This window comes from Rhodopseudomonas sp. BR0G17 (genome assembly GCF_010907025.1).
GTDB classification, from domain to species: Bacteria; Pseudomonadota; Alphaproteobacteria; order Rhizobiales; family Xanthobacteraceae; genus Rhodopseudomonas; species Rhodopseudomonas palustris_H.
Genome location: NZ_QUML01000012.1, coordinates 92,043 through 116,935 on the forward strand (window position 1 = coordinate 92,043; position 24,893 = coordinate 116,935).

The following is a 24,893-nucleotide window of genomic DNA, read 5'->3' on the forward strand; positions in this document are numbered from 1 at the left end:
TGCCCATGCTGACCGCACAACGTGATTCGCTGCGGTTGCTCCGCGCGATCCTGGTCGCATCCGTTGTGCTGCCGATCGCGCTGTTCAGCTACGCTTCCTGGCTGTCGTATCGCACCAACGAAGCGAATGCCGATCGCCAGATCGACAAGACGCGCGACATCATCACCGAACATGCGCTGAAAATCTTCGAGTCGGTGCAGCGTTCGATCGCCGAGACGTCGGAGATCGTGCGCGGCATGTCGGACGATGAGATCCGTGCGAACGAAGCCACACTGCACGCCCGCTTGAATCGTCTGATCGGCGGTTCCGAGCAGATCAAGTCGATGTGGATCTTCGACAAGACCGGACGGCCGCTGATCAACACCATGCAGTTCCCGTCGCCGAGGTCGGACCTGTCCGACCGCGATTATTTCCGGGTGCATGTCGACAAAGACATCGGCCTTTATGTCGGACGAGTGCTGCAGCCGCGGCCTCCCTTCGACGGCGCACCGTTCTTCAGCGTCAGCCGGCGCCGCAACGCGCCGGATGGCAGCTTCGCCGGCGTAATTCAGACCTCGGTGCTGCCGGATTATTTCGAAGGCTTTTACGCCAAGGTCGGCCGCGATGAAGGCAGCTTCGCCTCGCTGGTGCGCGACGACGGCGCGATCCTCGCCCGGATGCCCGAAATCGACGGCACCGACACCGCCGTGAAGCCGGACGGGATCGTCGGCCAGGCGATCCGCGAAGGCCACAGCGAGGGCCGGATGACCACGGTGTCGTCGATCGACGGCGTCGAGCGACGCGTCGCATTCCGCAAGCTGCCCAATTTGCCGGTCTATGTGTTCGCCGGCCTGGAGACGAGCGCGATCCGCGCGGCGTGGCAGGCGCAGATGGGCGCCTATCTGCTGGTCGGCCTGCCCGCCACCGCAGCCCTGATCGCGATCGTGCTGCTGGCAATGCGGCGGACGCAGAAGCTGTACGAAGAAGCCGACCGTCGCCATATCGCCGAGAATGCGCTGAAGCAGTCGCAGCGGCTGGAGTCGCTCGGGCGCCTCACCGGCGGCGTCGCGCACGACTTCAACAACCTGCTGATGGTGGTCGGCGGCTCGGTGCAGAAGCTGCGGCGGCGGCATAGCGATCTGCAGGACATCCGCAGCTTCGACATGATCGACTCGGCGGTCGCCAAGGGCACCGCCCTGACCCGGCAATTGCTGTCGTTCTCGCGCCGCCACAACGTCGCCGCCAAAGCGGTCGACCTCGGAGACGCCGTGACCAAGTTCGCCGATGTGCTGCGGCAATCGGTGCGCAGCGACATCGGCATCGTGATCGATCCTCCGCACGAGTCGGTGGTGGTGATGATCGACCCCAACGAGTTCGAGATCGCGCTGCTCAACCTCGCCCTGAATGCGCGCGACGCGATGCCGGACGGCGGCCGGATCACCATCTCGATCCGTACCGAGACGCTAAAGAACTTCGGCCCGCGCCGGCTCAGCGGTAACTACGCCATTCTGTCGTTTGCCGACACCGGTGTCGGCATCCCGGACGACATCCGCGAGCGGATTTTCGAGCCGTTCTTCACCACCAAGCCGGTCGACCGCGGCACCGGTCTCGGCCTCAGTCAGATCTACGGCTTCGTGCAGCAATCGAGCGGCGCGATCACGGTCGACAGCGAACTCGGTCGCGGCACGCGGTTCGATCTGTTCTTGCCGCTCTCGACGGAGGCCCTCGGCAGCGACGATCCGCTACCGACGCTGGCCGTGCCGCGATCCGGCAAGCCTAAGACGCTCTTGCTGGTGGAAGATCACCCCGACGTGGCGTCGGTGGCGGCTGACTACGCAGTGCAGTGCGGCTTCACCGTGGTGCCGGCGAACTGTGCCGAGGCCGCGATCGAGGTGCTCAATCGCCGGCGCGACATCGATCTGGTGTTCAGCGATATCGTGATGCCCGGCATGAGCGGGCTCGAGCTGGCGCGGCTGATCCGGGAGCATCACCCCGAGACGCCGGTCGTGCTGGCGTCCGGCTACAGCGACCGTTCGGCATCGGCTCTGAGCGAAGGTTTTGCCCTGCTGCAAAAGCCATACACGCTGGAGGACATGCGAGCGGCGCTGGCCCAGGCGCTGCAAGGCATCTCGGGCACGGCGCCTGTGTGAACCCGCCGCTGCGCGGAGCCAATCACCCCGCGCAGCTGAAAACGCACGCTCACCAATGACGGTGGTGATGCCAGTGCCGATGGCCGCCCCAGCCGGGACCGAAACCGGCGCGGATCACGGGTCCGCCGTAGGCGCCATAGGCGCGATACGGCCGGTAATAAGACCGGTAGCCGTAATACACCGGACGCGGCCGGTAGTAATAGCGTGGGCCGCCCCAACCCCAGCCGCCGCCGTAATAGGCCGGACCGCCGTAGTAGCCGACGTAACGCGGGCCGTAGCCATAGCCGCCGTAGTAGGGACCACCGCCGTAGTAGCCATAGCCCGGACCATAAGCATAGGCATTGGTCGCCACGCCTGCGATCAGCGCGCCGGCGGCGAGACCGCCGATGAACGGACCGATGCCGCCACGCGCTTCAGCCGGAGCCGGCGCCGCGACGGTCGCGGCGGCAAGGGTGGCGACGGTACCTAGAACCAACGCAGTCTTTGTCATGGAGCACATCCTCTGAGCCGTTGATGTGGCGGATAACCGCAGCGTTTTGCAAAAGTTGCGGGAACCCTGCCCTCCGAAGCCCCAGCACACGCAGAATCTATGTACGCCAGGAAGCGGAGACCGGAACCCGACGAAAAGTCGCAGTGGCTAAGGTCCGAGGCTATGACTTGGCGGGCGCTGCGGCGACGGTGACGATGCCGTATTTGGTCAGCTCGTCCGGCTTGAACACGAACAACCGATCCTTCGGCGTTTCCATCGCAAGGGTCCAGACTTCGAGGTCGATGCCCATGTCGCGCAGATAGCGCAGGCAGCGCGCCGAGATGCGCTGGGCGTCACTCATCTGGTCGCGCGGCGCAGCGACCTCGGTACTCTTCACCGCGAACACCTGATGAACGCCGACCGCCGCCTTGGCGCCGACGCGGCGCTCGGTGCCGCCAAACAGCACCAGCGGGCAGGAAGACGCGCACGTCTTACCGGCTTCGACCTCGGTGGCGAGCTTGCGGTCGCGGATCAGACGGCCCATCGCCAGCGCATCGGACACCGAGCCGCCGGGCGAATTCAGCACCACGGTCTTGATGTACTCGCCGTAGCGGGCGAGCTCCTTGTCGAACGCCTCGGCGCTGCCCGGCGTAATCGCGCCGCTGGCCTGGAGGCGGCCACCGCTGCCGAGTTCGAACGTCATCGGCCGGCTGAGCTCGCCGCCGGGTTGCGGCAACGGCGTCGGCCGGTCGCCGTCGGGCAGCCATGGCGACAGCACCGCAGGCAGTGACGGCAGACTGAAAGGCGCGGTCTCCTGGCTCGTGTCGCTGTCTCGGCCGGCTTGCGTGCCGGCGAGATCGTAGACGAGCGCCGCAATGGTGGTGACGATCAGTAGCCGAAAGATCAGGCGCAGCACCGCATCTTCCGGATTGCCCGACAGCCAGAGGTGAACGCGCTGTGACAGCGTGGCCATGCGGCTACTTGACGTGACGCGCCGAGGCCAGCGCGGTGACGTTCTCGTCGGTCGCAGCCGCAGGTTCGACGACTGGCGCAGGCTGATCCGTCACGATCAGCGTGGCCGGATCAGCAGCCGCACGGCTCGCCTGCTCCACTTCGCGCGCCATCCTCAGTGCCGCCATCAGTTCGGCCGCTGTCATGGTGGATGCGTGCGAGGCGGGCAGCCCTTCCCGGCGGATCGCGCTGTGCACGACGCAGAGGATCAACACCAGCACGGCCGGCATCAGGTCGATCGAGATCGCGCCGGCCCAGCTCGGGATGAAGTCACCGGCATAGCGCAACACCGCCTCGGCCGGAGACATCGCCTGGAATCGTGCCGGCTCGATTTTGGGTCGGTCGAGGATCGCATCGGCGGCCGCCGCGAGTGACGTGGCCTGCGCCGCCACGGCGCCTTCCACTTTGCCGACCACCGCCGTCTGCCGATCGGCAAGATCGAGGCTACGGCCGCTCGCGGCCGGGGCGATGAACGATGAAGACAGCGAGGTCGCAGCCCGCTTCACCGCCGGCGCCACCGAGGTCTGCTGAAGATTGGCGATCACGCCCATCAAAGCCAGGGACTCGGTCGCGAAGCCGTCGCTGCGCTCGCCGATCGGGCCGCGGTCGGACACCAGCTCTCGCATCTTGGCGAGGTGGTTACCGCCCTCTTCGAACAGCGTCGAGACGCGCTTGCCGGAGGCTTCAACCTCCTTGCCGAGACTGTCGAGCTGGCTCGACATCTGGGTCATTAACTGCACCACAGTGCCGGAGCCGGAGGTCCCAGTGAGCGATCCGGTGCGCTCGGCTTCCGCCAGCTTAGCAAAGCGCGACGCGGCGATCTGGATATCGGGCAGCAGCCCTTGCGCAGCGATGGCGTTGGTGTTGGCGGCATCGAGATCGCGGGTGTAGTCCTGCACGGTGATCGCCAGATGCTGCCGGATCGCCGCAGCGCCGGCCAGCGCCGACGCATTCAGCCAAGACGACATCGCCACGATCATCAGCGAGCCGAGCAGCATGCAGCCGAACATCAGCCAGCGACCGGCGCGATCGACGACGTGCGGCATGAACTGCATCAGGAACACCCAAAACGCGTAGATGCCGACCGACACCGCGACCGAATAGATCAGCGCGGCGAAGAACACCGTGGTGGCACTGCCATTCAGCAGGTCGCGCACCCCGAGATAGGTATAGACGCCGGCGGCCAGAGCCAGGATCGCAGTGGTTAGCTTCAGCATCACTTCGAGCCGAACCACGCCGCGCGACAGCAACAGCGATGCGGGGACGAGAGATGATGCGGGTGAAGAGGACGAGAGCGAGGGGGAACTTGCGGCCGGAGGAGCGGCTTCGGGCATCTGGACATCCACAATGTGCGCATGCTGCGCACGGTCAACGCCCCCGCGTTTCACTAGCGACTGTTAGTTATGGAGTTGGACCAGATTATGGTGACCGACCGCGCGCGCCTGATCACGAGCTAAGTGTTCAGAAGTGCGCGTTCAGCCGCAGCATCGCCTGGTGACGTTCGAAGTGATCGAGGTTCAAAGGCCGGATGTCGCCGAGCGATTGGCCTGAGACCTGCACCTGCCAGGTTCCAGAGACACCTAGCGTCGGCGTGATCGCATAGGAAAAGGTCGGGCCGACGAAGACGGCGTCGCCGGCAAAGCGATCGAGCCCGCCGCCATCATAGGCGCGCAGATAACGCAGCCCGACACCTGCGACGAATCCAGGGGCGAAGGCATAAGACAGCGCGCCGTGAAGCTGCAGTTCGGAATCATGGCCCCACACGCCGGTCGAAAGCTGACGTGTGGCGCCAGTGCCGTACCAGACGTTGAAGGCGGCAAACAGCTGGTCCTTGATCAGTTCGCGGTCGAACAGCGCGGCAAATTCCGCGCCGTATTGCTCGATCCGCACGCCGCTCGCTTCATCGACGCGGCTCCAGCCGGGCTGCGCGTGCAACGTCAGACCGAACGGCGCGACCTCACGGTCGATCAGCTTGTAGCGGACTTCGAAACCGGCGCCGTTGAACGACAGATGGCGGCGGTCGTCATAGCCGGGAACCGCATCGATGCGCTGGGCACCAAGCGCCAAGCCGGGCGCGATGCGGAGACGATCGTTCACTGTGTATTTGACCTGGGTGAGCGTCGCCAAGGTGGAGTAGCTGCCGCCGCGCTTGCCGAAGCCAGCGACATTCTCGAGTTCGACCTCGATTTCGCCGGGCTGGCCGATATCCGAGCCCATGGTGAAACCGAAGATGTGTTCGGTGTCGACACCCTCGGCATGATGACTGCCCGGCACGGTCTCCAGCTTGTCGGTCACTGCGTGAGACAGCGATGGCAACCACGAGGGTGCGGGGCCCCGCCAGCTTTGCGCCTCCTCGGCGGCGGCCGGCATGGTCCCGGCTAGCAGTGCTGCGAACGAGCGCGCGGCATGTCCGCGGCCTCGGCGTGACGCAAAGCTGTCAGCCTTCCGCCCTCGCCTCACCGCTGCCCGCCCGCTCGCCATCGCCGTTTCTCTCTGGTGCCCAAATCCCATTCGCTCAGTGATCCCGCCCCGCAGCCTGCGTCATTGATGTGTCTCGGCGAAAGCGGGGTCTAGGCTGCGGCAAGGTCCAATGCCTGGTGAAACTTGCCCAGCATGAGCAGATTGACTTATTTGCAATTGCAAATCAATTGCAAATAATGAGCGAGGCAGCTCCAGGCGCGGTGGTTTTGCGCAGACAGGTCGGCCCCGGGGCTGGCGGGGGAGCCCCGGGGCCAGTCATCGCCAACCGGGGAGGTCTCGGCGGTGACGGCAGGATCCGCGGGCCGATGGCTGGCCGACGTGGTGGGTCCTGTCTGACAAATCCCTTGCATGCCCTGGTCGGCGAGCGAAAGCGCCATCGCTTCAAGTGGTTCCAGGCTTACTAACCGATCGTGCGCGATCGCACCGAGCAAATTAGGCCGAAATCAACACCCAGGTATAAATACCGACGCTCCCTACCCCGCCATCTTTCGATGACCATCATGTACTTCGGCGTACAGACGGAACCGGGATAGCGCGTTGCCGCTGCACAGGCGCACCGCGTAAAACTGAGACCGCGCGATTCACCGGCGCAGGAGGCGTAGAACTGACGAGTTTTGAGGGGATCGCGATCGATCCGAACTACGCACTTGCAGGCGCGGTGACCGGTTTCGTCGTCGGCCTCACCGGGGTTGGAGGCGGCGCGCTGATGACGCCGCTGTTGCTGCTGATCTTCGGCATCGCCCCGCATGTCGCAATCGCCACCGATCTGTGGTTCGCGGCGATCACCAAGCTGATTGGTGCCGCCGTACATAATCGCCGGGGTCACATCGATTGGGGCATCGTCACCCGGCTATGGGCCGGCAGCCTGCCTGCGGCCGGCCTCGTCGTTGCGATCGTCGCCCTATCCGATCCGGTCGGGCGCACGCAGTGGCTCACCAAGACCATCGGCGTGGTGGTGATCCTCACTGCACTCGGCATCGTATTCGCACCACGGCTGATCGCAGCCTTGAATCCGGCGACACCCGATGTCGAGCAGCAGGGCCCGAACCGGACGTCGCTCACGATCCTGGCCGGCGCCGTGCTTGGCGCGCTGGTGGCGCTAACCTCGATCGGCGCCGGCGCGCTCGGCACCGTGCTGCTGCTGTACCTTTATCCGCGACGGCTGCTGCCACATCGGCTGGTGGCGACCGACCTCGCCCACGCCATCCCGCTCGCGATGGTCGCGGGCGCGGGTTACTTGGTCGCCGGCATGGTGGATTGGCACATTCTCGTCAGCCTGCTGGCCGGTTCCATTCCCGCGGTGATCGCCGGCGGATTGTCCGCCGGCAAGCTGTCGGGACGAAAACTGCAGATCGCGCTGGCGGCCGTTCTGTTCGCTGCGGGACTGAAAAGCCTGCTGTTCTGAGCCCGACGCGTTGAAGCGCCGCATCGCTTCGCAAATTGCGGAACGTTTGGGCAGGCACCGCGTTGCGAAGCGTCACGATTGAACAGCCACGCGTTCGATCGCGCCGCATTCCACCGCCGCGCGATCGAGACTACAGGAAGGCACCGGAAACTCCGGTGAGATGCAATGTCCGACGCCTGCGTCATCGAAGTCCGCGCCCGCACCGCCGGGATCCTGGTCCGCGAAGGAGACAGCTACTGCTTCTTCGCAGCGCACCGCGACTTCCACGCGCTGGAGCGTCAATCGTTCGATTCGCTGATCGCCGCGCAGACCGCTGCGAGCCGCTGCGCCAATGGCGCTTCAGAGATTCGCGTCGATCCAACACGGACCGCGTCGCCGCGGGCTTAGTTTGCGCAGCGTTCAGCCACGACGGCGTGCACGCTCCGAACCCATGCCGAGGCGGCCGCTTTCCGCCAGTTCACGCAGGCGATGTCGGGCCCACACCCGCATCGCCACGCCTGACGGTTCGGACTGTGCGCCGGCCGCTTCGGACGTTTCCATCTGTTTGGATTCGTGCTCCGGATCGAAATTCATCATCATCAGCTCCGCATGACTTCGTAACATGTTCGGCAGCCCGAATCCGCCGAGCCCCGTGCGCGCAACTACATGCATAGTTCGCACAATCCGCGGCGGTAGTTTTGTCATCAAGGCAGCCTGAATAGTTCCAATCTGCAAGCATCCGGCGCAAAGTCCGACAACTGTCATCCGCCGCGTGTAGCAGCATGAGCTGTGATTAGAATTGCTCTGTTGTTGATCAAAATCAGTACGGCGATTGCCCGTACTCACAACAGGCTCATAATGACGAGGCGCGAAGCACCGTCCCAACCATGTGCTGCAGGACGCTGCGGCTTCTCATCCTTCGAGACGCCCCGGCTTATCGGGCTCCTCTTGATGAGCTGCAGTACCTTTGCAAACGAACGCGTCATTCACTCAGGCTGTGAAGGGCCATCGAGCGGTGATCGCTCCCGCGACGAACTACCTGACGGAGAAGTTGACCGGCACGCTGAAATTCAGCGAAGCTTGCGTGATCTCCGGTGGGAATGGCGGCAGAGGCTGGGCACGGCTGACCATCGCCAGCGTTTCGGCATCGAGCGCCGGATGGCCGGAGGACCGCGCGAGCCTTGCACTCAGCACTTGCCCGCCGCGGCCGACCGTAAAGCTCAAAGTCGCGGTGCCCTGCACGCCGCTGGCGCGGGCCTCGGTCGGATAGCGCTTGAAGCGCTGCAGATGCGCCGCGAGGCGCTGACGATAGCTCGGCAGCATCGCGGCTGCCGCCTGGGCGCCGGCGAGCGCCGCCATCGCGTCGGCGGCGCGGCGTTCGGCGCGTTGCGGCGCGCTGGTTCGCGGCGCCGGCGGACGGTCCGACGGATTCTGTTTGGCGACGCGCTCGCGCTTCTCCGGCTTTGGCCGCTCCGGTTTCGGCTTCACCGGCTCGGGCTTTTCGAGCTTCACCGCTTCGGGCTTGTCCGGGGGCGACGGCTTAGCCTCCGGCGGCAGTGGCACCTCGGCCTTCTGTTGGATCGGGGTTGGCGCGATCTCGGGCACTGCGGCGGTGTGCTGCACCGGCTCGGGCTCGGACTGCGGTGCCTCCGCCTCCTGCATTTCCGGGCCTGGCGGCAGATCGAGCGGGCTCGGCTGCGGCGATGCCGTCATCGGCGCAAGATCAATCATGATCGCAGCCAGCGGTTCGCCAGGCGGCGGCACTTGCGTGTAGTACGCCAACGCGGCTGCCACCGCCACCGCGTGCACGCCGACGATCACCGCCGCCGACAGCAGCCACCGCGACGCGCCCTGCGCAGCCGCGCTGTCGTGCAGCGCGCGGGCGTTCAAGGCTGAACGGCGCGGCCGTCGAGTCCGACCAGCGCCACCTTCAGATAGCCCGCATCGCGCAGCAGATTCATCGCCGCCATCAGATCGCCGTAGCTCACCGCCTTGTCGGCGCGCAGGAAGATCCGTTCGTCCTTGTTACCGCCGGTCGCGGTGTCGAGCGCCGAGGTCAGTCCCTCACGCGGCACCATCTCCTCACCCAGCGCCAGCGACAGATCGGGCCTCAGCGACACGAAGACCGGTTTCTCCGGCCGCGGCTGCGGCGCGGCCGTGCTGGCCGGCAGATCGACGCCGACATCGACGGTCGCCAGCGGCGCCGCCACCATGAAGACGATCAGCAGCACCAGCATCACATCGATGAACGGCGTGACGTTGATCTCGTGCGCCTCGACCATGTCGTCTTCGCCGCCGCGGCGGCTCGCAAGCTTGACGGCCATCGGGTTCACCTCACCACGCGAGCGCGCTGCGGCGGACGCGCCGCCTCGCGGCTGATCATCAGCAGCAATTGGGTCGACGCGTCGCCGAGCAGCGCGCGATATGCTGTCACCCGACGCGTCAAATGATTGTAGATCACCACGGCCGGGATCGCGGCGACGAGCCCGAGCGCGGTGGCGAGCAGCGCCTCGGCGATGCCCGGCGCCACCACAGCAAGATTGGTGGTGTTGGCTTTTGAGATGCCGATGAACGCGTTCATGATCCCCCACACCGTGCCGAACAGCCCGACGAACGGAGCCACCGCGCCGATGCTGGCGAGCAGGCCGGTGCCGATCGCGGAGCGGCGCGCCTCCGCAGCCTCGACCCGCTCAAGCCGCAGCGCCACGCGCTCGCGAAAGCCTTCGTCGTGGGTGCCGCCAGACAGGCTGGCCTCGCGATCGACGGTCTGGATCATCTGCGCTACTGCGTCATGCTGGTCGGCGGTCTCCGCCGCGGCCTGCTGCAGCGTGATCTCGCTCTCCAGCCGGTCGAGACCACGCTGCGCCGCCGCAACGCTGCGGCGCAGTTCGATCGACTTCGCCAGCCACACCGTCCAGGCCGCCAGCGACGCCAGCGCCAACCCGACCATCACGGTCTTCACCACCGCGTCGGCGCCGAGGAACATCCCCCACGGCGACAAATCGCGCGGCAGCGTCGCCAGATCGGCCGCCGCCCATGCCTCCCCCGGCAGCGCCACGGCGATGACGGCGAGCGCCGCGATCGCAGCGCCAGCGTGCCCTGCCGCGACGCCTTGGGGTTTACGCACTTTGCTCCTCGCTGAACTGCTTGGCGAGCACATGGAACCGGGCGAGCTGATCGGCGCGTAGCTCGCGATTGGCGTCACGGCCGACAAACACCTTGAACATGATGCCGCCGTCTTGGTTGAGGAACGCCACGAAGGCACTCGCTTTGCCCATGAACGGGCGCTCGACGAACGCCAGCGCGCCGCAACGATCATGACGCAAGTGGCCGTGAACGCCCTTCGGCTGCATCAGGTTGAAATAGCCGCGGCTGATCTCACCGCGTGGCACCTCGCCGGTGAATTCGAAGATCGCGTCCTCGGTGTGCACGATCAGCGTCACCTCGCCCCAGGTCGCGATGTCGTTCATCGCCGCAACGAAGCCGTCACCGGGACCGAGCCGCGCCATGCCGTCCGGCAGCGCCGCGATCACCGCATGCGGCGACACGTTCCACTGCTTGGCGACCTCCTCGATCACAGCGGCCGGGTTGGCCGCCATGTAGGCACGAAGATCGCCGGTCTCGGAGGACACCACCGATGCCGCTGCAGTCGCCATCACTTCTCTCCTTGTCTCAGGCCGCAGCGGCGTTGCGCTCGCTACGGATCACTTCAAACCCTTCGAACCGCGGATGCCCGAGATACAGGCTCTGCCCGGTATCGTTGCCGGCCCGCGCATGCGAACGGCGGAACTGGTCGGACGTGGTCCATGCCTCGAACGCCGCCTTGTTGGCCCACATGGTGTGGGTCGCATACAGGGTGTGGTCGTCCGCGACCGGCCCTTTGAGCAGATGAAACTCGACGAAACCGTCCATCTCGCTGAGATAGGATTCCCGCGTCGCCCAGATCTCCTCGAAGGTCTGCTCGGCGCCGCGTTTCACTTGAAACCGATTCATCGCGATGAACATCTTCTCTCCTTGCTGGCTTGTTGTTCGCTGGCTTGTTGTTCTGGCGCGCGGTTCAGGCTTCGATTGGAGCCGGACCGTCACGCTCCTCCAAAGTGCACCTTGATCCCACCCTTATAGACGATGCCCGGGCCAGGGCTGCTGAACAGAATGTCGTTCTGCGACGAGCCGTCGGCCGACGAGCCGGGGATCGCATACGGACGATAGTAGTTGTTGAGCAGGTTATCGATCGAGAAGTTCAGCGTGACGTCCGCGGTCGGCCGATAGGCGATGTTGAGATTGACGAGATCGTATGAGGTTCCCGGCAGATAGCCGGTCGGCAGATTGGTGTTGGCGGCGTAGGACGCCCATTGCGCCGCGATCGTCAGCTGCCGGTCGAGCAGCCGCAGACCGCCGGTGGTGACCACCTTGCGTGCCGGTACCGAGACCAGGCCGAGGCCGGTGTCCGGATTGGTGCCGCGGATCACCGCAGCATTGACGCCGACAAACCACATGCCGGCATCGTAATTGGTCTCGACCTCGACGCCCTCGATCCGGGCGCGCGGGATGTTCTGGTACTGATAGTATTTGCTGTACAGCCCGTACGCCGGGCCGAGCTGCGACACCTGCGGAGTCGAGCCGACCAGCTCGATATAGTTGTCGACGTCGTTACGGAAGGCGTTGATCTTGCCGCGGAAACTGTCGCTGGCGCTGAAGATGCCGTCGTATTTCAGGTTGATGCCGACTTCCTTGTTCTTGCCGACCTCCGGCCGCAGCGCGGTATTGGGGATCAGGCAGAACAGTCCAGTGGTGCCATCGCCGCAGGTGAACAGCGCCGGACCGCCGCCAGTGACGTGGGCGCCGGCGATCAGTGTCTCGGTGATCGAGGGTGCGCGGTAGCCTTCGGCATAAGCGACATAGGGTGTGAAGCCGGCGATCGGTGTCAGGCCGAGGGTCACCTTCGGCGACAGCCGGCTGCCGCTGGCGGTCGACGAGTTCGAGTTCAACTCATAATGGTCGTAGCGCGCAGCGCCGATCACCTCGAGCCAGTGCGCGTAATTGTTCTTCACCTGGATGAAGCCACCCGACACCGTACGCTCGCCGCCCGGGGTGGTGATGTTGGAATTGCCGCGCGAATCCCAGGTCGTCACCTTGTCGTTGAAGGCGTCAACGCCGTAGGTCACCGCGGTTCGCCAGTTGCCGTATTCGAACCGCGAGGTGTTGTTGGCGTCGATGCCGATGGTGTCGAGGTTATAGCCGCGTTTGTCGCCGATGCAGCCGGAGATGTTGTTGCCGTAATTGCCGGCGCCGCAATAGCCCGAACCGCTCGTCGAATAGTGATAGGTCTTGGTCTGGTCGCTGTTGGTACGATTGCCGTACAGGTTCACGCTCCAATCGAACCAGGTGTCGTCCGGCTGCGAATATTTCCAGCTCAGGGTTCCGGTGTAGTTCTGCAAGTTGGTGCCGTACACCGACGAGCCCTGATACAGCGCGCGCTGCGCCGCGGTCAGCACCGGGCCGCGGTTGAACTGCCCGACGTCGTAATTGAAGTCCTGGAAGATACCGCCAATCTTGACCTCGTGGCCGTCGGCCGGACGCACCGTGAACTTCATCAAACCCGCGGCGAGATCGTTACCGGTGTTGCCGATTTCGGTGCCGGCGCCGTCCTTATAATTGCCCTGGGTGCGATAAACCGCACCGCCGAACACATCGACGCTGGGATCGACCCGCACGCCGCCGAACACCGACCCGAGCCCGCGCGCATTGTTGCTGCCGTAGGACCCGCTCAGGTCGACGCCCCAGCGCTCACCGGCGCGCACCACGTCGTCGATATCCTTGGTGCGGAACGACACCACGCCGCCGATCGCGCCGGAGCCGTAGATGTTGGCGCTCGGCCCGCGCACCACGTCGATGCCGCCAATCAGCTCCGGATCAAGAAAGAACGAGCCCTGCGCGCCGTGTCCGGAACGCTGATAATTCTGCCGCGCGCCATCGACCACCACGGCGACGCGACCGAAGTCCTGCAGACCGCGAATGTTGATCGAGGTCGACGGTTCGTCGCCGCGATCCTGGAACGACACGCCGGGTGTGGCGACGAACACATCCTGCAGCCGGCTCGGCGGAAACTGCTGAATTTGCTGCAGCGTGATCGCGCTGGCCGGCGCCAGCGCATCGATCGCCTTCTCCTCGTTCTTGGTCGCCACCACGGTGATGGCGTCGAGCGATTGGGTCGAGGCAGCCGCCTGTGCGTTGGCGTTGCGCAGATCACCAGCGGGCGCCGGCTGCGCTGTACGGGCCGCACGGTCGCGCTTCACCTGAGTCTGGGCCGAGGATGATGAGCTACTGCTTGCGGTTTGCGCCGAAGCCGGCGCGTTCGTCAGCGCGACGACGGATACGGAAAGCAGTAGCGCGTAGGCGCGCGAGTTAAGCCCCACCATGACAGCCCCAAGTGTTGTGAGTTGACGCAGGCTGGCGGGCTCGCACGAGGCGGCTGGCTGGCAATCCGCCGTCAGCACAACTGCTAACGGCTTGCAATTTTGGTAACCGAGCCAAAGTTCCGGGTCAACCGGACTTGGCCATTGATTAAAGCAATTATAACTTGACCGTGCGCGCAGCTAATTCAAACGTCATCTGCGTGTAGTAACGCTGCGCGCGCTCACACCGCTGCGGCGAGTTCGAATTCAGCGATATCGGCCGGCTCAGCCGGCAGCGTGATACGATCGACCGCCGATAGCACGCGGCCGATACTGGCAGGCGTCGCGAGCGCGTCGAGCAGAAGCGTGGCAAGATCAGCCCGCGCGATCCGGCCGTGGACTCGTGGATCGTCGTACAGCGCCCCCTGCCCGGTTGGCTCGCCGTCGGTCAGTCCGCCCGGCCGCACGATCGTCCAGTCGAGCGCGGCGTTGCGCAGATGGTCTTCCGCACGAGTCTTGGCGTCGAGCACCGGCCCGATCGCGGCGATGATTCGTTCCGACGCATAGGCGCGGCTGTCGCCGCAGGCGAGCGACGAGACCTGCAAAACCCGCCGTACGCCGCAAGCCACCGCAGCATCGGTGATGGCGTTGTTGCCGACTTCGTCGATCAGCAGTGCGTCAGGTCCGGCGCCGCCAATTGCCGAGATGATCGCCTGCGGTTTCAGTCCGTTCAGCGCCCCCGCGACCGAGGTGGCATCCATTACATCGACGCTCGCGACGCCCGCGATGCCGGCCAATTCGTTCAGTCGCCCAGGATTGCGGCCGGCGACGAACACCGTCCAGCCGCGCGCGACGCCTTGCGTCACCAGATGGCGCCCGGTACGGCCGGTAGCGCCGAAAATCAGAACCCGCATCCTACCTCTCCCGCTGTCGCCGCGGCCGTCAGTCCCGCCGTCAGTCCGCTGGTCAGATTGCTGATCCAGAACGATCCGGCAAGGCTCGGGGAAAATCCATCGCCGCGCAATTCTCCCAATCCCGCAGCGGTCCAGTTGGCGAGCAGCGGCGTGACCGCGACGCGAAAGCCCGGCCGCAGCGCTTCGACCGCGGCCAGATCGAGCCGCCCGGTCTCCAGCCCCGCCGCGATCATCGCATGCGCGGCATGATCGGATGGCACCAGCGCCAGCCCTTCGATCGGCGCCAAATTCTGCGCGACCATCTCGCGGCGGCGCGCGATGTCGATGACGTTGCGCCAGCGGTGGCCATGCGCCTGCCCCCCGGCCCCGGCGCCAAACGGCAGGCAGGCCACGCCGCGCTTGATCGACGCATTGTAGCGGTTGCGTTCGCGCAGCGACCGGACCAGATGCGACTGCGACACCTGCAGCCAGCCATTCTCCGTCAGCCGCTCCACGCCTTCGGCATAGAGGCGCGCCTGCGCGGCCGGAGTCGCTGGCTGCGGCAATTTGCCGTTCTCTACCGCGCGGGCCATCGGCCCTCCGGGAAACATGTTGAGCGCATACAGCGTGACGCCATCGAGACCGATGCGCCCGACCGTGTCGATATCACGCCGCCAATCGGCGTCGCTCTGCCCCGGCAGCCCATAGATCAGGTCGCACACCACCGAGGTACGGCCCTGCGCCATCAGCTCGGAAAGAAATTCCGCAACCTCTTCACCAGTGCGCTTGCGGCCGAGCCGCCGCCGCACCTCGGTCGAGAAGCTCTGCACGCCGATCGACAGCCGATTGACTCCGGCATCAGCCAGCTTCTTGGCCTTGGCGAGATCGAAGCCGTAGGACCTCCCCTCCAGGGTGATCTCACAGTCGGCGCTGAGAGGCAGATAGCGGTGCAGCGCCGCGATCAGCCGCGCCAGATCTTCCGCATCGAGCGCCGACGGCGTGCCGCCGCCAATATAGATTGCGTCGATCGGCGCGCTCGCGATCAGCGGCGTATGCGACTTGGCGGTGAGTTCCGCGATCAGGTCGTCGACATAGGCCGGGCCGGCTTCTGGCCGCCATACGTTCTCAAAGAAACCGCAAAACAGGCAATGGTTTTGGCAATACGGCACATGCAAGTAAGCCACCGCCGTCTCGCTGCGGGGCGTGGCGAACACCCGCTCCATTACTGCCTGAGCATTGTCTTCATCCACCGGCCGGCTGCCGCGCCACGGCGGCGAAAACGCGCGCTTGCCGAACGCCTCGGTGAGCGGATCGCAGCCGACGCGCACCAGGTAATCGCCGATCGATGCCGGCTTGACCGACATCGGATGACCCGCGCCATGCCCCCGATGACCACCGTGCCCGTGAATAGTCCCGTGCCCGCCATGCACCGGTGCGGCGACCCGATCGCCCTGCTTCACCTCAGCCATTCTCACCGCCCGCGCTCCATCATCAAACGGGCAGCAATGCCAACCGCGCGCGACGCACGGTCAGCCGACACATGCGCGTGCGAATAGCTGGCCAGCCCGACCATCCGATCACACTCGTTATTTGCAAACAGGGGCTGGCGGGCGCTGCAAAACGCAGGGAGCTGGCTGGCACAGCGCAAGGCACAATTCGACCTCGCGTATCGTGAAGTTACGACGCACCGCGGCGCAAGCTCAAGCGCCGATCGCGCCGTTTATAGTAATTATAAGACACATTTTCGGATCACCGCTTATAACCAAGCGCTCACGTCGATGTCAGCAACAACACCAGAAGCGGAATGATGACAGCATCCGATCGATTGGGCGCAGATCCTACGCAAGCCGGGGCGAGCCCGAGTGGCGTGCGCGCCGTCAGCATCGTCGGCAATCAGATCGACAGCCGCGACCTATTCACGATGGATCGGGAAATCGTGATCGCGCATGGCGACGATCGCTACCGCCTCCGCCTCACCTCGCAGAACAAGCTGATCCTGACCAAATGATCGCGAACGCTCACATCAAACGCCATCGCGCCGCTGTGTTCGCCGCGACGTTGCTCGCAGGCTCCTTGTCTCTGCAGGCGACCGCAGCCGAGATCAAGGTGCGCGATGCGCACGGCCGTGACGTCACTGTTGCTGATTCCTCGCGCACGCTGTCGATCGGCGGCGCGATCACCGAGGTATTGGCCGATCTCGGCCTAGCGCAGCGGATCACGGGCGTCGATTCCACCAGCGTGTATCCGCCCGAAGCGGTCGCCGGAAAACCTAACGTCGGCTACTTGCGGCAACTATCCTCGGAAGGCGTGATCGGACTGAACCCGACCCTGATCCTGGCGATGGATTCGGCCGGTCCGAAGCAGACGATCGATGCGATCACTTCGGCCGGCATTCCGCTGGTTTCGGTGCCGGAGGCGTATTCCGAACAGGGCTTGCTCGACAAGATCGCGCTGATCGGCCACGCGATGGGCGCCGACAAGGCCGCGACGTGTCTCGCCTCCGCGGTCGGCGACGACTTCACCACGCTGAGGAAACTGCGCGCCGCGATCACCAAGCCGGTTCGCGTGATGTTCGTGATGTCGCTGGTCAACGGCCAGGCAATGGCGGCCGGACGGAACACCGCGGCGGATTCGATCATCGCACTCGCCGGCGGCGTCAACGCGATCGACGGTTACGACGGCTACAAAGCGATCAACGACGAGGCGATCGTCGCAGCGCGTCCCGATGTCGTGCTGACGATCAAGCGCAGCCGAGATTCCTTCGAGGCCGACGCCTTCTATGCACATCCGGCGTTTGCGCTGACGCCGGCCGGCCAGCACCGCGCCTTCCTGGCGATGGACGGACTGTATTTGCTCGGATTCGGGCCGCGCACGCCGGCGGCTGCAGTCGAGGTCGCATCGAAGCTGTATCCGCAGCTCGCAGCCGAGGCCGCCGGCTTCAAACCGAAGGCCACCACGGTCGATTGTCGCTCATGAGCGTGTTGGCGCTTCCCCGTCGCAGCCGCGCCGGCGCGCCGCGCCCCGGCGCCGCGATCACGCTCGCCGTGCTCGGCGGGTTGCTGATCGCCGCAATGGCACTGGCGATGACGGTGGGCGCCGCCGGCATTCCGCTCTCCCGCCTGCCCGCAGCGCTCGGACTGACCGGCACCGCGGGCGATGCAGCGACGACGCGTGATCAGCTGGTGCTGTGGTCGATCCGGATGCCGCGGATTCTCACCGCGGCGATCGTCGGCAGCCTGCTCGCGGCAGCGGGCGCGCTGATGCAGGGCCTGTTCCGCAATCCGCTGGCCGACCCGGCGCTGGTCGGCGTCGCGAGCGGCGGCGCCTTTGGTGCGGCGGCCTCGATCGTCCTGCTCGAGCATCTGCTCGGCCCGCATCTGCGCGGCCTGCAGGAGTATCTGCTGGCGTTCGCCGCCTTCGGCGGCTCGCTGATCACCACCATCGTGCTGTACCGGATTGCCAGCCGATCGGGCCGCACCTCGATCGCGCTGTTCCTGCTCGCCGGTCTTGCGATCGCGGCGATCGCTAACGCCGGCCTCGGCGTTCTGGTGTTCGTGGCCGACGATCGCCAGCTCCGCGATATCACCTTCTGGATGCTCGGCTCGCTCAGCGGGGCCAACTGGGCCAAGGCCGCCTCCACCGGTTCTGTCCTGCTGATCGCGCTCTTGGTGCTGTTGCGGATTGCAGGACGGCTGGATCTGCTTGTCCTCGGCGAGACCGAGGCGTTTCACAGCGGCGTCGATGTCGAGCGGCTGAAGCGGACTTCGATCCTGCTGGTGTCGGCGATGGCCGGGGTTGCTGTCGCGGTCACCGGCGTGGTCGGCTTCGTCGGCATCGTCGTGCCGCATCTGTTGCGGCTGGTGATCGGCCCGTCGCATCGGCTGCTGCTGCCCGCCTCCGCCGTTCTCGGCGCGGTGATGCTGGTGGTCGCCGACACGGTCGCGCGGACCGTCGTCGCCCCGGCCGAGATGCCGATCGGCATTCTCACCGCAGCGATCGGCGCGCCGTTCTTCCTGGCCATCCTGCTACGGCAGCGCAAGCTGGTCGGGCCATGAGCGGCGTGCTGAAAGCCGAAGCGGCCTCCTTCGCGCTCCCCGGCGCCACACTGGTCGATCGCGTCGATCTCACCATCGGCCAGGGTGAACTGGTGGCAATCGTCGGCCCCAACGGCGCCGGCAAGTCCACCCTGCTGCGGATGCTGTCCGGCGATCTGCGGCCGACCTCAGGCACCGTCTCGCTCGACGGGCGCACGCTCTCCGACTATCCGCCGCGCGCGCTCGCCGCCCGGCGCGCGATGCTGGCGCAGCACACCACGGTCTCGTTCCCATTCTCGGTCGAGGAGATCGTGGCGATGGGCGCGGACGTCGATCCCCGCAAGGCGGCGCCGCTGTTCGACGCCGCGCTCCGTGACGTCGGGCTCGACCACTTCCGCCACCGCGATATCACCACGCTGTCGGGCGGCGAGCAGCAGCGCGCCCATTTTGCCCGCATCCTGGTGCAATTGTGGAGCGGCGAAGCGGACGCCGGCCCTGGGCTGCTTCTGCTCGATGAACCGACCTCCAGCCTCGACATCCGCCACCAGCTCGATCTCGCCGAGACTGCGCGGCGCTGCGCCCGGCGCGGCACCACCGTGATCGCGATCCTGCACGATCTCAACCTCGCCGCCCGGTTCGCCGATCGCATCATCGTGCTCAGCGGCGGCCGGATCGCCGCCGACGGAGCGCCCGCCGCCGTCTTGCGGCACGAGCTGATCGCCGACGTGTTCGATGTCGCCCTCACCGTCAACACCGACGTCGCGGGCCAGCCCTTCGTGCTGCCGGAGCTCACCGACGATCGCCGCGCCGCCGCCCACGCCTGAGCGCGCGCCGCCTCTTCGTACCACATCACAGACATTCTAAGTAATAGCCGCCTCGACGCGGGCGGTTTTGGACCGGTTCAATTTGTTGGTCCGCAACCGAGCGATTAGTCTTGCCCGGTGATGCGAACGCATCTGCGTCGCACGGCCGACACCTGACAATTATCAGTTTCATCGTTTGCAGCGAAAGACCCATCGTCAATGAGCGTCAATGTGATTTTCGGCTCCGATGCCGGCGCGACCCGCGCCGTTGCCTCGCGGATCGCCAAGCGGCTGCAGGGCCGCGCCGTCGATATCAAATCCGCATCAGCCGCAGATTTCGAGGGCTGCAGCCTACTGATTCTCGGCGCGCCGACTTACGGCTTCGGGGATCTGCAGACCGACTGGGAGGCCAACATCGACAAGCTCACCTCCGCCAATCTGGCTGGCAAGAAGGTGGCGCTGTTCGGCACCGGAGACCAGACCAACTATCCGGACAGCTTCGTCGACGCAATGGGCCTGCTGTACGACCACGTCGTCGAGCGCGGCGCCACCGTGGTCGGCTTCACCGAGACCGCAGGCTACGACTACACCGCCTCCAAAGCCGAACGTGACGGCCGCTTCGTCGGACTCGCGCTCGACGAGGACGGCCAATCATCCAAGACCGAAAAGAGGATCACCGAATGGATCAATCGTCTCACATGAGCGCAGCGACCTTGCAGATCTTCCAGCACCACCTCTACGAGCTGTCGAAGGGGCTACGCCCGCTCGCGATGATGACGCTTCCGTCGGTCGAGGCCAACTCGATCGTGGCACGGCTGCGTACCGCCGGAATCGCTCACCACGTCCACGAAGCCTGCCAGCATCGCATCAACGTGGTGTTCGGCGTCGCCTCCGCGGTCCGCACGGTGCAAGGCTTCATGACCGGCCCGCTGTGCAACCTGTCGGCCGAGCACGACTTCATGCTGGGCATCCTGCTCGGCTACGACCGCGAAATGCAGTGCCATCGTTTTCTGTCCCGTGCCGGCGGCAACACGGTCGAGGCGGTCGCCGAACCGACCCACACCGTGGCGCCGAGCGAGCCAGTGCTGATCCACTGACGGTCCGCGGCGCTTGATCGCCGCTCGACCATTCGTGCACGGACATGGTCCGCAAGCGCTATCCGTGAGGGGAAGGGGCACCCCACCCCTCACGTCATCGCCCGCGAAGGCGGGCGATCCAGTATCCCAGAGCGCTGGTTGATCCGTCGTGCGCTCACGAACAACTCTCTGCAATACTGGGTCCCCCGCCTGCGCGGGGGACGACGATGATGTTCGGGGTCATTCATTTTCCAACGGCGACGTCACTGCGGATTGCGCAGCGGCCGCGCTTCAGTCCTCCTTGAAGCCGTATTCGGCGTTGTTGCCGGTGGCGCCGTAGTATTTGTACGGGAGGAATTTGCCCGACATCGTGATCTTGACGCGGTCGCCCTTCGGGTTCGGCAGCCGTTCCATCACCATGTCGAAATCGATCGCCGACATGATGCCGTCGCCGAATTCTTCTTCGATCAGCGCCTTCCAGGCCGGGCCGTTGATCATCACCAGCTCGTAGAAACGGTAGATCAACGGGTCACGCGGCGGCATGGTGATGCCCTCGCCGCGCATCGGCACCTCGTTGAGCATCGCGGTCTCGACCGCAGACAGCCCGAACAACTCGGCCGCCTTTGCCGCCAGCGGCTTGGTCAGCTTCATCTGGCCGAGGATCGCACCGACTATCAGCACCTCGGAATGGCCGCCGATGGTTTCGCAGATGTACTTCCAGGTCCAGCCCTTCTCGCGCTTGATGTCGAGCAGCTTCTCGGTCAATTCGGCTCGCTTCATGGTCGGTCTCCTTGAGTGAGGTGGGGAATCGGTGGGTGATCGGGATCAGCGGGCGTTCGCCTGCAGCGGCACGAGCGCAGCGTCCTCGACGCCGGGCCGGACGACCGGTACGTGCAGCGGATCGTGGTGCGGATTGGTGCTGGTGAAGGTCTTGCTGCGCGTCACCAGGAAGTCGACGATGTGGTTGCGCAGCCCGTAGTAATAAGGATGCCGGTGCAAGTCGATCCGGGCGCGATCCTTCGGCAACGGGTTCTCGACGATCTCGGCAATCACCGCGCCGGGGCCGTTGGTCATGAGATAGATCTTGTCGGCGAGATACATCGCCTCGTCGACATCGTGGGTGATCATGAAGGTGGTCTGCCCGGTCTCGAGGCAAATACGGCGTACCTCGTCCTGCAGCGAGCCGCGGGTCAGCGCATCGAGCGCCGAGAACGGCTCGTCCATCAGCATGATCTTCGGCGTGATCGACAGCGCCCGGGCGATGCCGACGCGCTGCTTCATGCCGCCGGACAGTTCGGACGGACGCTTGTGCTCGGAACCGGTGAGACCTACGAGATCGATGAAGCGCTGCGCATGGGCACGGACCTTGGCCTTGTCCCAGTCGCGCCACTTCGACGACACCGCATAGGCAACGTTGCCCATCACAGTGCGCCACGGCAGCAGCGCGTGGCTCTGGAAGATCACCGCGCGGTCGAGGCTGGTGCCTTCGATCGCCTGGCCGTCGACGATCACCGCGCCTTCGGTCGGCTGGTCGAGGCCGGCGAGAATGTTGAGCACGGTGGTCTTGCCGCAGCCGGAGTGGCCGATTACGCAGCCAAATTCGCCGCGCGGCAGCGACAGCCAAAGGTTCTCGAAGATCGTGGTCTGTCCCCCGCCCGCGGCCGGATAGCGCTTGGCGATCGCCTCGACGGAAATGAACTTGTCGGTCATGGGGCTCACTCCGGAAATGTGACCATGCGGGTGAACCGCGCCAGCACTTGGTCGAGCAGCATCCCGACCACGCCGATCAGCAGGATTGCGATGATGACGTTGACGATCGACAGGTTATTCCATTCGTTCCAGACGAAGTAACCGATACCGGTTCCGCCGACGAGCATCTCGGCGGCGACGATCACCAGCCAGGCGATGCCGATCGAAATCCGCATGCCGGTGAGAATGGTCGGCGCCGCGGCCGGCAGGATCACCGTGAAAGCCCGGCGAACGGTGCCGACTTCGAGCGTGCGGGCGACGTTGATCCACTCCTTGCGGACCGAGGCGACACCGAACGCCGTGTTCAGCAGCATCGGCCACACCGAGCAGATGAAGATCACGAAAATCGCCGACAGGCTGGAGTCCTTGATGGTGTAGAGCGCCAGCGGCATCCAGGCGAGCGGCGAAATCGGCTTCAGCACCTGGATGAACGGATCGAGCGCCTTGTTCATCAGCGGTGACATGCCGATCAGAAAGCCGAGCGGGATTGCGACAGCCACGGCCAACAGATAGCCGGTCATCACCCGCGCAATCGAATAGCCGAGCTGAATGCCGAGCCCCTTGTCGTTCGGGCCGTTGTCGTAGAAAGGACGCTTGATGTGCTCCCACAGCTTGGCTCCGACCTCGAATGGACCGGGCATCGCCGATTTGCCCTGCGTCGCGGTGGCGCCCATCAGCGCCGCATATTCCGGGCTCATCTTGGCGACCTCGCCGCTGCCGCGCGTTGCCAGATGCCAGGCGGCGATGAAGCCGCCAAACAGCAGCAGCGAGACCACCGCTGCGCGGAGGCGTAGTGATTTGGTCATGACATCACCCGTCGTGTCAGTGCGGGACCGAGAGGCCGGTGGCTGCGGCTTGGGGAGCCACCGGCGGCGCTGTTGCGACGCTCGTCGTCTGGGAGCCGCGGGCCGGCAACGGTGGAGATCCAAACATACCGCCGCCAGCCCCCGTCCCTTACGAGGCCTTCTTGATCTTGAAGCTGGCGAGATACTGATCCGGGTTGGAGCCATCGAACGGCTTGCCCATCACCGAGAACGACCGCGAGGTGGTGTCGGGCGCCGCGAGGCCAGCCTCCTTCATCAGCTTCGCCGTATCGGTCGCGAGATAGACCTGCTCGGCGATCGTCTTGTAGTCGACGTCGCCCTTGATCTGCCCCCAGCGCTTCATCTGGGTCATGATCCAGATCGCAAACGACTGCCACGGGAACGGATCAAAATCGATCCGGTTCGGCTGCTTGACGACGTTGCCGAGGCCGTCCGCATAAGTGCCGGTGAGGATCTGCTCCAGCACGATGGCCGGCTGATTCAGATAGTTCGCCGGCGAGATCGCCTGCGCGATTTCCTTGCGGTTCTCCGGCTTGTGCGCATATGCGGTCGCCTCGATGATCGACTTGAGGAGCGCGCCGTAAGTGTTCGGCATCGTGGTGACGAATTCCTTCGACGCGGCGAAGGCGCAACACGGGTGGCCGTCCCAGATTTCCTTGGTCAGGATGTGGATGAAGCCGACGCCATCATAGACCGCGCGCTGGTTCATCGGATCGGGAGCGAGATAGCCGTCGATGTTGTCAGCGCGCAGGTTGGCGACCATCTCCGGCGGCGGCACAGCGCGGATCTGGACGTCGACGTCGGGATCGAGACCATGTTCGGCCAGATAGTAGCGCAGCAGGTAGTTGTGCATCGAATAGTCGAACGGAACGGCGAATTTGAAGCCCTTCCAATCCTTCGGATTGCGGCGATCCTTGTGCTTCATCGCCAGGGTGATCGCCTGGCCGTTGATGTTCTCGACCGCTGGCATGGTGTACGGGATCGGATTGGAGCCGACGCCCATCGTGATCGCCAGCGGCATCGGCGACAGCATGTGCGCCGCGTCGTATTCCTTGTTTAGAGTCTTGTCGCGGATCACCGCCCAGCCAGCGGTCTTGATGACTTCGACATTGAGGCCGTACTTCGCATAGAAGCCCATCGGATGCGCCATGATGATCGGCGTGGCGCAGGTGATCGGGATGAATCCGACCTTGAGGTCGGTCTTTTCCAAGGGACCACCCGAGGCGAACACGTCGGTTGCGGTCTGCAGCGGGAAGAACTGAGACACCGCGGCGAGCGCGGTAGCGGCACCGACCGACTTCAGAAAGGCTCGCCGCGAGGCATCCTGCGGAAACATTGCGCGCATCACCGCGGACGCAACAACGCCTTCGAACCGTTTCTCCTCGCCCTGCGTCACGGCGCTCTGTAGCGCAGCGGCCTGCTCGGCAGCATGCTCGGCCTCGGTAGCATGACGACCACAACTACAACCCGTGGTGTGCAGCCGGCGATTGGGATCGAACGGATTGTCGAACGTAGACATGGGACCTCCTGCGTGACGTCGAGGTCCTGATCGCAAGGAGTGTGCCAAACACCGGATGGCCGCCAGATGCGACGATATGGGCTGTTTCGGCAGATTGCTGAATACGAAATCTCGTAATATACGGGA

General features: G+C 65.1%; 26 protein-coding genes. 9 read left to right on the forward strand and 17 right to left on the reverse strand.

From position 1 onward, the window contains the following. The first annotated feature begins 5 nt into the window (after positions 1 to 5). Positions 6 to 2,129 (forward strand): hybrid sensor histidine kinase/response regulator family protein, encoded by a 2,124-nt coding sequence (locus tag DY467_RS11830; RefSeq protein ID WP_164636217.1) that lies wholly within the window; start codon positions 6 to 8, stop codon positions 2,127 to 2,129. A 49-nt stretch (positions 2,130 to 2,178) separates the two neighbouring features. On the opposite strand, the gene DY467_RS11835 is transcribed toward DY467_RS11830, so the two are convergent. From DY467_RS11835 to DY467_RS11850, 4 genes are all read right to left on the reverse strand, one after another. Further along, the gene (locus tag DY467_RS11835) at positions 2,179 to 2,619 is read right to left on the reverse strand and encodes a hypothetical protein (protein ID WP_107344101.1); all 441 of its coding nucleotides are present in this window, start codon (positions 2,617 to 2,619) and stop codon (positions 2,179 to 2,181) included. A gap of 160 nt (positions 2,620 to 2,779) precedes the next feature. Beyond that, positions 2,780 to 3,571 (reverse strand): COG3904 family protein, encoded by a 792-nt coding sequence (locus DY467_RS11840; RefSeq protein ID WP_164636220.1) that lies wholly within the window; start codon positions 3,569 to 3,571, stop codon positions 2,780 to 2,782. A gap of 4 nt (positions 3,572 to 3,575) precedes the next feature. Beyond that, a complete protein-coding gene (locus DY467_RS11845; protein ID WP_164636222.1) occupies positions 3,576 to 4,943 on the reverse strand; it encodes a hypothetical protein in 1,368 nt (455 codons plus the stop codon). Between the two features lie 127 nt (positions 4,944 to 5,070). Further along, positions 5,071 to 6,090 (reverse strand): DUF6662 family protein, encoded by a 1,020-nt coding sequence (locus DY467_RS11850; RefSeq protein ID WP_164636224.1) that lies wholly within the window; start codon positions 6,088 to 6,090, stop codon positions 5,071 to 5,073. A gap of 628 nt (positions 6,091 to 6,718) precedes the next feature. Between DY467_RS11850 and DY467_RS11855 the strand changes: the two genes are divergently transcribed. Continuing rightward, positions 6,719 to 7,495 carry a sulfite exporter TauE/SafE family protein gene (locus DY467_RS11855; RefSeq protein WP_349627633.1) on the forward strand — a complete coding sequence of 259 codons (777 nt, stop codon included), beginning with the start codon at positions 6,719 to 6,721 and terminating at the stop codon, positions 7,493 to 7,495. Between the two features lie 165 nt (positions 7,496 to 7,660). After that, a complete protein-coding gene (locus DY467_RS11860) occupies positions 7,661 to 7,882 on the forward strand; it encodes a hypothetical protein (protein WP_164636226.1) in 222 nt (73 codons plus the stop codon). A gap of 12 nt (positions 7,883 to 7,894) precedes the next feature. Here DY467_RS11860 and DY467_RS11865 read toward each other — a convergent pair whose 3' ends face one another. From DY467_RS11865 to hutW, 9 genes are all read right to left on the reverse strand, one after another. After that, positions 7,895 to 8,071, reverse strand: coding sequence for a hypothetical protein (locus DY467_RS11865; protein ID WP_164636227.1), 177 nt, complete (start codon positions 8,069 to 8,071; stop codon positions 7,895 to 7,897). Between the two features lie 438 nt (positions 8,072 to 8,509). Further along, on the reverse strand, positions 8,510 to 9,364 hold the full coding sequence (locus DY467_RS11870) for a TonB family protein (RefSeq protein ID WP_164636229.1): 855 nt from the start codon (positions 9,362 to 9,364) through the stop codon (positions 8,510 to 8,512). Next, on the reverse strand, positions 9,361 to 9,798 hold the full coding sequence (gene exbD, locus DY467_RS11875; protein ID WP_107344093.1) for a TonB system transport protein ExbD: 438 nt from the start codon (positions 9,796 to 9,798) through the stop codon (positions 9,361 to 9,363). The genes DY467_RS11870 and exbD overlap by 4 nt, the downstream gene beginning before the upstream one ends. A 5-nt stretch (positions 9,799 to 9,803) precedes the next feature. Next, positions 9,804 to 10,601, reverse strand: a complete 798-nt coding sequence (exbB, locus tag DY467_RS11880; protein ID WP_164636231.1) for a tonB-system energizer ExbB — start codon at positions 10,599 to 10,601, stop codon at positions 9,804 to 9,806. After that, on the reverse strand, positions 10,594 to 11,130 hold the full coding sequence (hutX, locus tag DY467_RS11885) for a heme utilization cystosolic carrier protein HutX (protein ID WP_164636233.1): 537 nt from the start codon (positions 11,128 to 11,130) through the stop codon (positions 10,594 to 10,596). Before hutX ends, exbB begins: the two co-directional genes overlap by 8 nt. Before the next feature lie 16 nt (positions 11,131 to 11,146). Continuing rightward, positions 11,147 to 11,479 (reverse strand): heme-degrading protein HmuQ, encoded by a 333-nt coding sequence (gene hmuQ, locus DY467_RS11890; protein ID WP_164636235.1) that lies wholly within the window; start codon positions 11,477 to 11,479, stop codon positions 11,147 to 11,149. Between the two features lie 77 nt (positions 11,480 to 11,556). After that, positions 11,557 to 13,893, reverse strand: a complete 2,337-nt coding sequence (locus DY467_RS11895) for a TonB-dependent hemoglobin/transferrin/lactoferrin family receptor (protein WP_164636237.1) — start codon at positions 13,891 to 13,893, stop codon at positions 11,557 to 11,559. Between the two features lie 218 nt (positions 13,894 to 14,111). Beyond that, positions 14,112 to 14,783 carry an SDR family oxidoreductase gene (locus tag DY467_RS11900; RefSeq protein WP_164636239.1) on the reverse strand — a complete coding sequence of 224 codons (672 nt, stop codon included), beginning with the start codon at positions 14,781 to 14,783 and terminating at the stop codon, positions 14,112 to 14,114. Continuing rightward, the gene (gene hutW, locus DY467_RS11905; RefSeq protein ID WP_164636240.1) at positions 14,771 to 16,231 is read right to left on the reverse strand and encodes a heme anaerobic degradation radical SAM methyltransferase ChuW/HutW; all 1,461 of its coding nucleotides are present in this window, start codon (positions 16,229 to 16,231) and stop codon (positions 14,771 to 14,773) included. Before hutW ends, DY467_RS11900 begins: the two co-directional genes overlap by 13 nt. A 335-nt stretch (positions 16,232 to 16,566) precedes the next feature. On the opposite strand from hutW, the gene hemP reads away from it, so the two are divergent. The 6 genes from hemP (at position 16,567) to DY467_RS11935 (ending at position 20,696) form a co-directional block, all read left to right on the forward strand. Next, positions 16,567 to 16,770, forward strand: a complete 204-nt coding sequence (gene hemP, locus DY467_RS11910; protein WP_107344086.1) for a hemin uptake protein HemP — start codon at positions 16,567 to 16,569, stop codon at positions 16,768 to 16,770. After that, on the forward strand, positions 16,767 to 17,738 hold the full coding sequence (locus DY467_RS11915; RefSeq protein WP_164636242.1) for a heme/hemin ABC transporter substrate-binding protein: 972 nt from the start codon (positions 16,767 to 16,769) through the stop codon (positions 17,736 to 17,738). The genes hemP and DY467_RS11915 overlap by 4 nt, the downstream gene beginning before the upstream one ends. Continuing rightward, positions 17,735 to 18,817: a FecCD family ABC transporter permease gene (locus DY467_RS11920; RefSeq protein WP_164636244.1), complete on the forward strand. Its 1,083-nt coding sequence runs from the start codon at positions 17,735 to 17,737 to the stop codon at positions 18,815 to 18,817. The genes DY467_RS11915 and DY467_RS11920 overlap by 4 nt, the downstream gene beginning before the upstream one ends. After that, on the forward strand, positions 18,814 to 19,620 hold the full coding sequence (locus tag DY467_RS11925) for a heme ABC transporter ATP-binding protein (protein WP_164636246.1): 807 nt from the start codon (positions 18,814 to 18,816) through the stop codon (positions 19,618 to 19,620). Before DY467_RS11920 ends, DY467_RS11925 begins: the two co-directional genes overlap by 4 nt. Positions 19,621 to 19,818: 198 nt before the next feature. Further along, positions 19,819 to 20,301, forward strand: coding sequence for a flavodoxin FldA (fldA, locus tag DY467_RS11930; protein ID WP_164636248.1), 483 nt, complete (start codon positions 19,819 to 19,821; stop codon positions 20,299 to 20,301). After that, positions 20,298 to 20,696 carry a DUF2023 family protein gene (locus DY467_RS11935; protein WP_246701527.1) on the forward strand — a complete coding sequence of 133 codons (399 nt, stop codon included), beginning with the start codon at positions 20,298 to 20,300 and terminating at the stop codon, positions 20,694 to 20,696. The genes fldA and DY467_RS11935 overlap by 4 nt, the downstream gene beginning before the upstream one ends. 270 nt (positions 20,697 to 20,966) lie before the next feature. Here DY467_RS11935 and cynS read toward each other — a convergent pair whose 3' ends face one another. The 4 genes from cynS to DY467_RS11955 form a co-directional block, all read right to left on the reverse strand. Then, positions 20,967 to 21,455, reverse strand: coding sequence for a cyanase (gene cynS, locus DY467_RS11940; protein WP_164636252.1), 489 nt, complete (start codon positions 21,453 to 21,455; stop codon positions 20,967 to 20,969). 45 nt (positions 21,456 to 21,500) lie between these two features. Beyond that, a complete protein-coding gene (locus DY467_RS11945; RefSeq protein ID WP_107344080.1) occupies positions 21,501 to 22,385 on the reverse strand; it encodes an ABC transporter ATP-binding protein in 885 nt (294 codons plus the stop codon). Between the two features lie 5 nt (positions 22,386 to 22,390). Then, a complete protein-coding gene (ntrB, locus tag DY467_RS11950; RefSeq protein WP_107355279.1) occupies positions 22,391 to 23,230 on the reverse strand; it encodes a nitrate ABC transporter permease in 840 nt (279 codons plus the stop codon). A 148-nt stretch (positions 23,231 to 23,378) separates the two neighbouring features. Then, complete coding sequence (locus tag DY467_RS11955; RefSeq protein WP_107344078.1) at positions 23,379 to 24,767, reverse strand: CmpA/NrtA family ABC transporter substrate-binding protein; 1,389 nt, start codon at positions 24,765 to 24,767, stop codon at positions 23,379 to 23,381. Between the last annotated feature and the right edge of the window lie 126 nt (positions 24,768 to 24,893).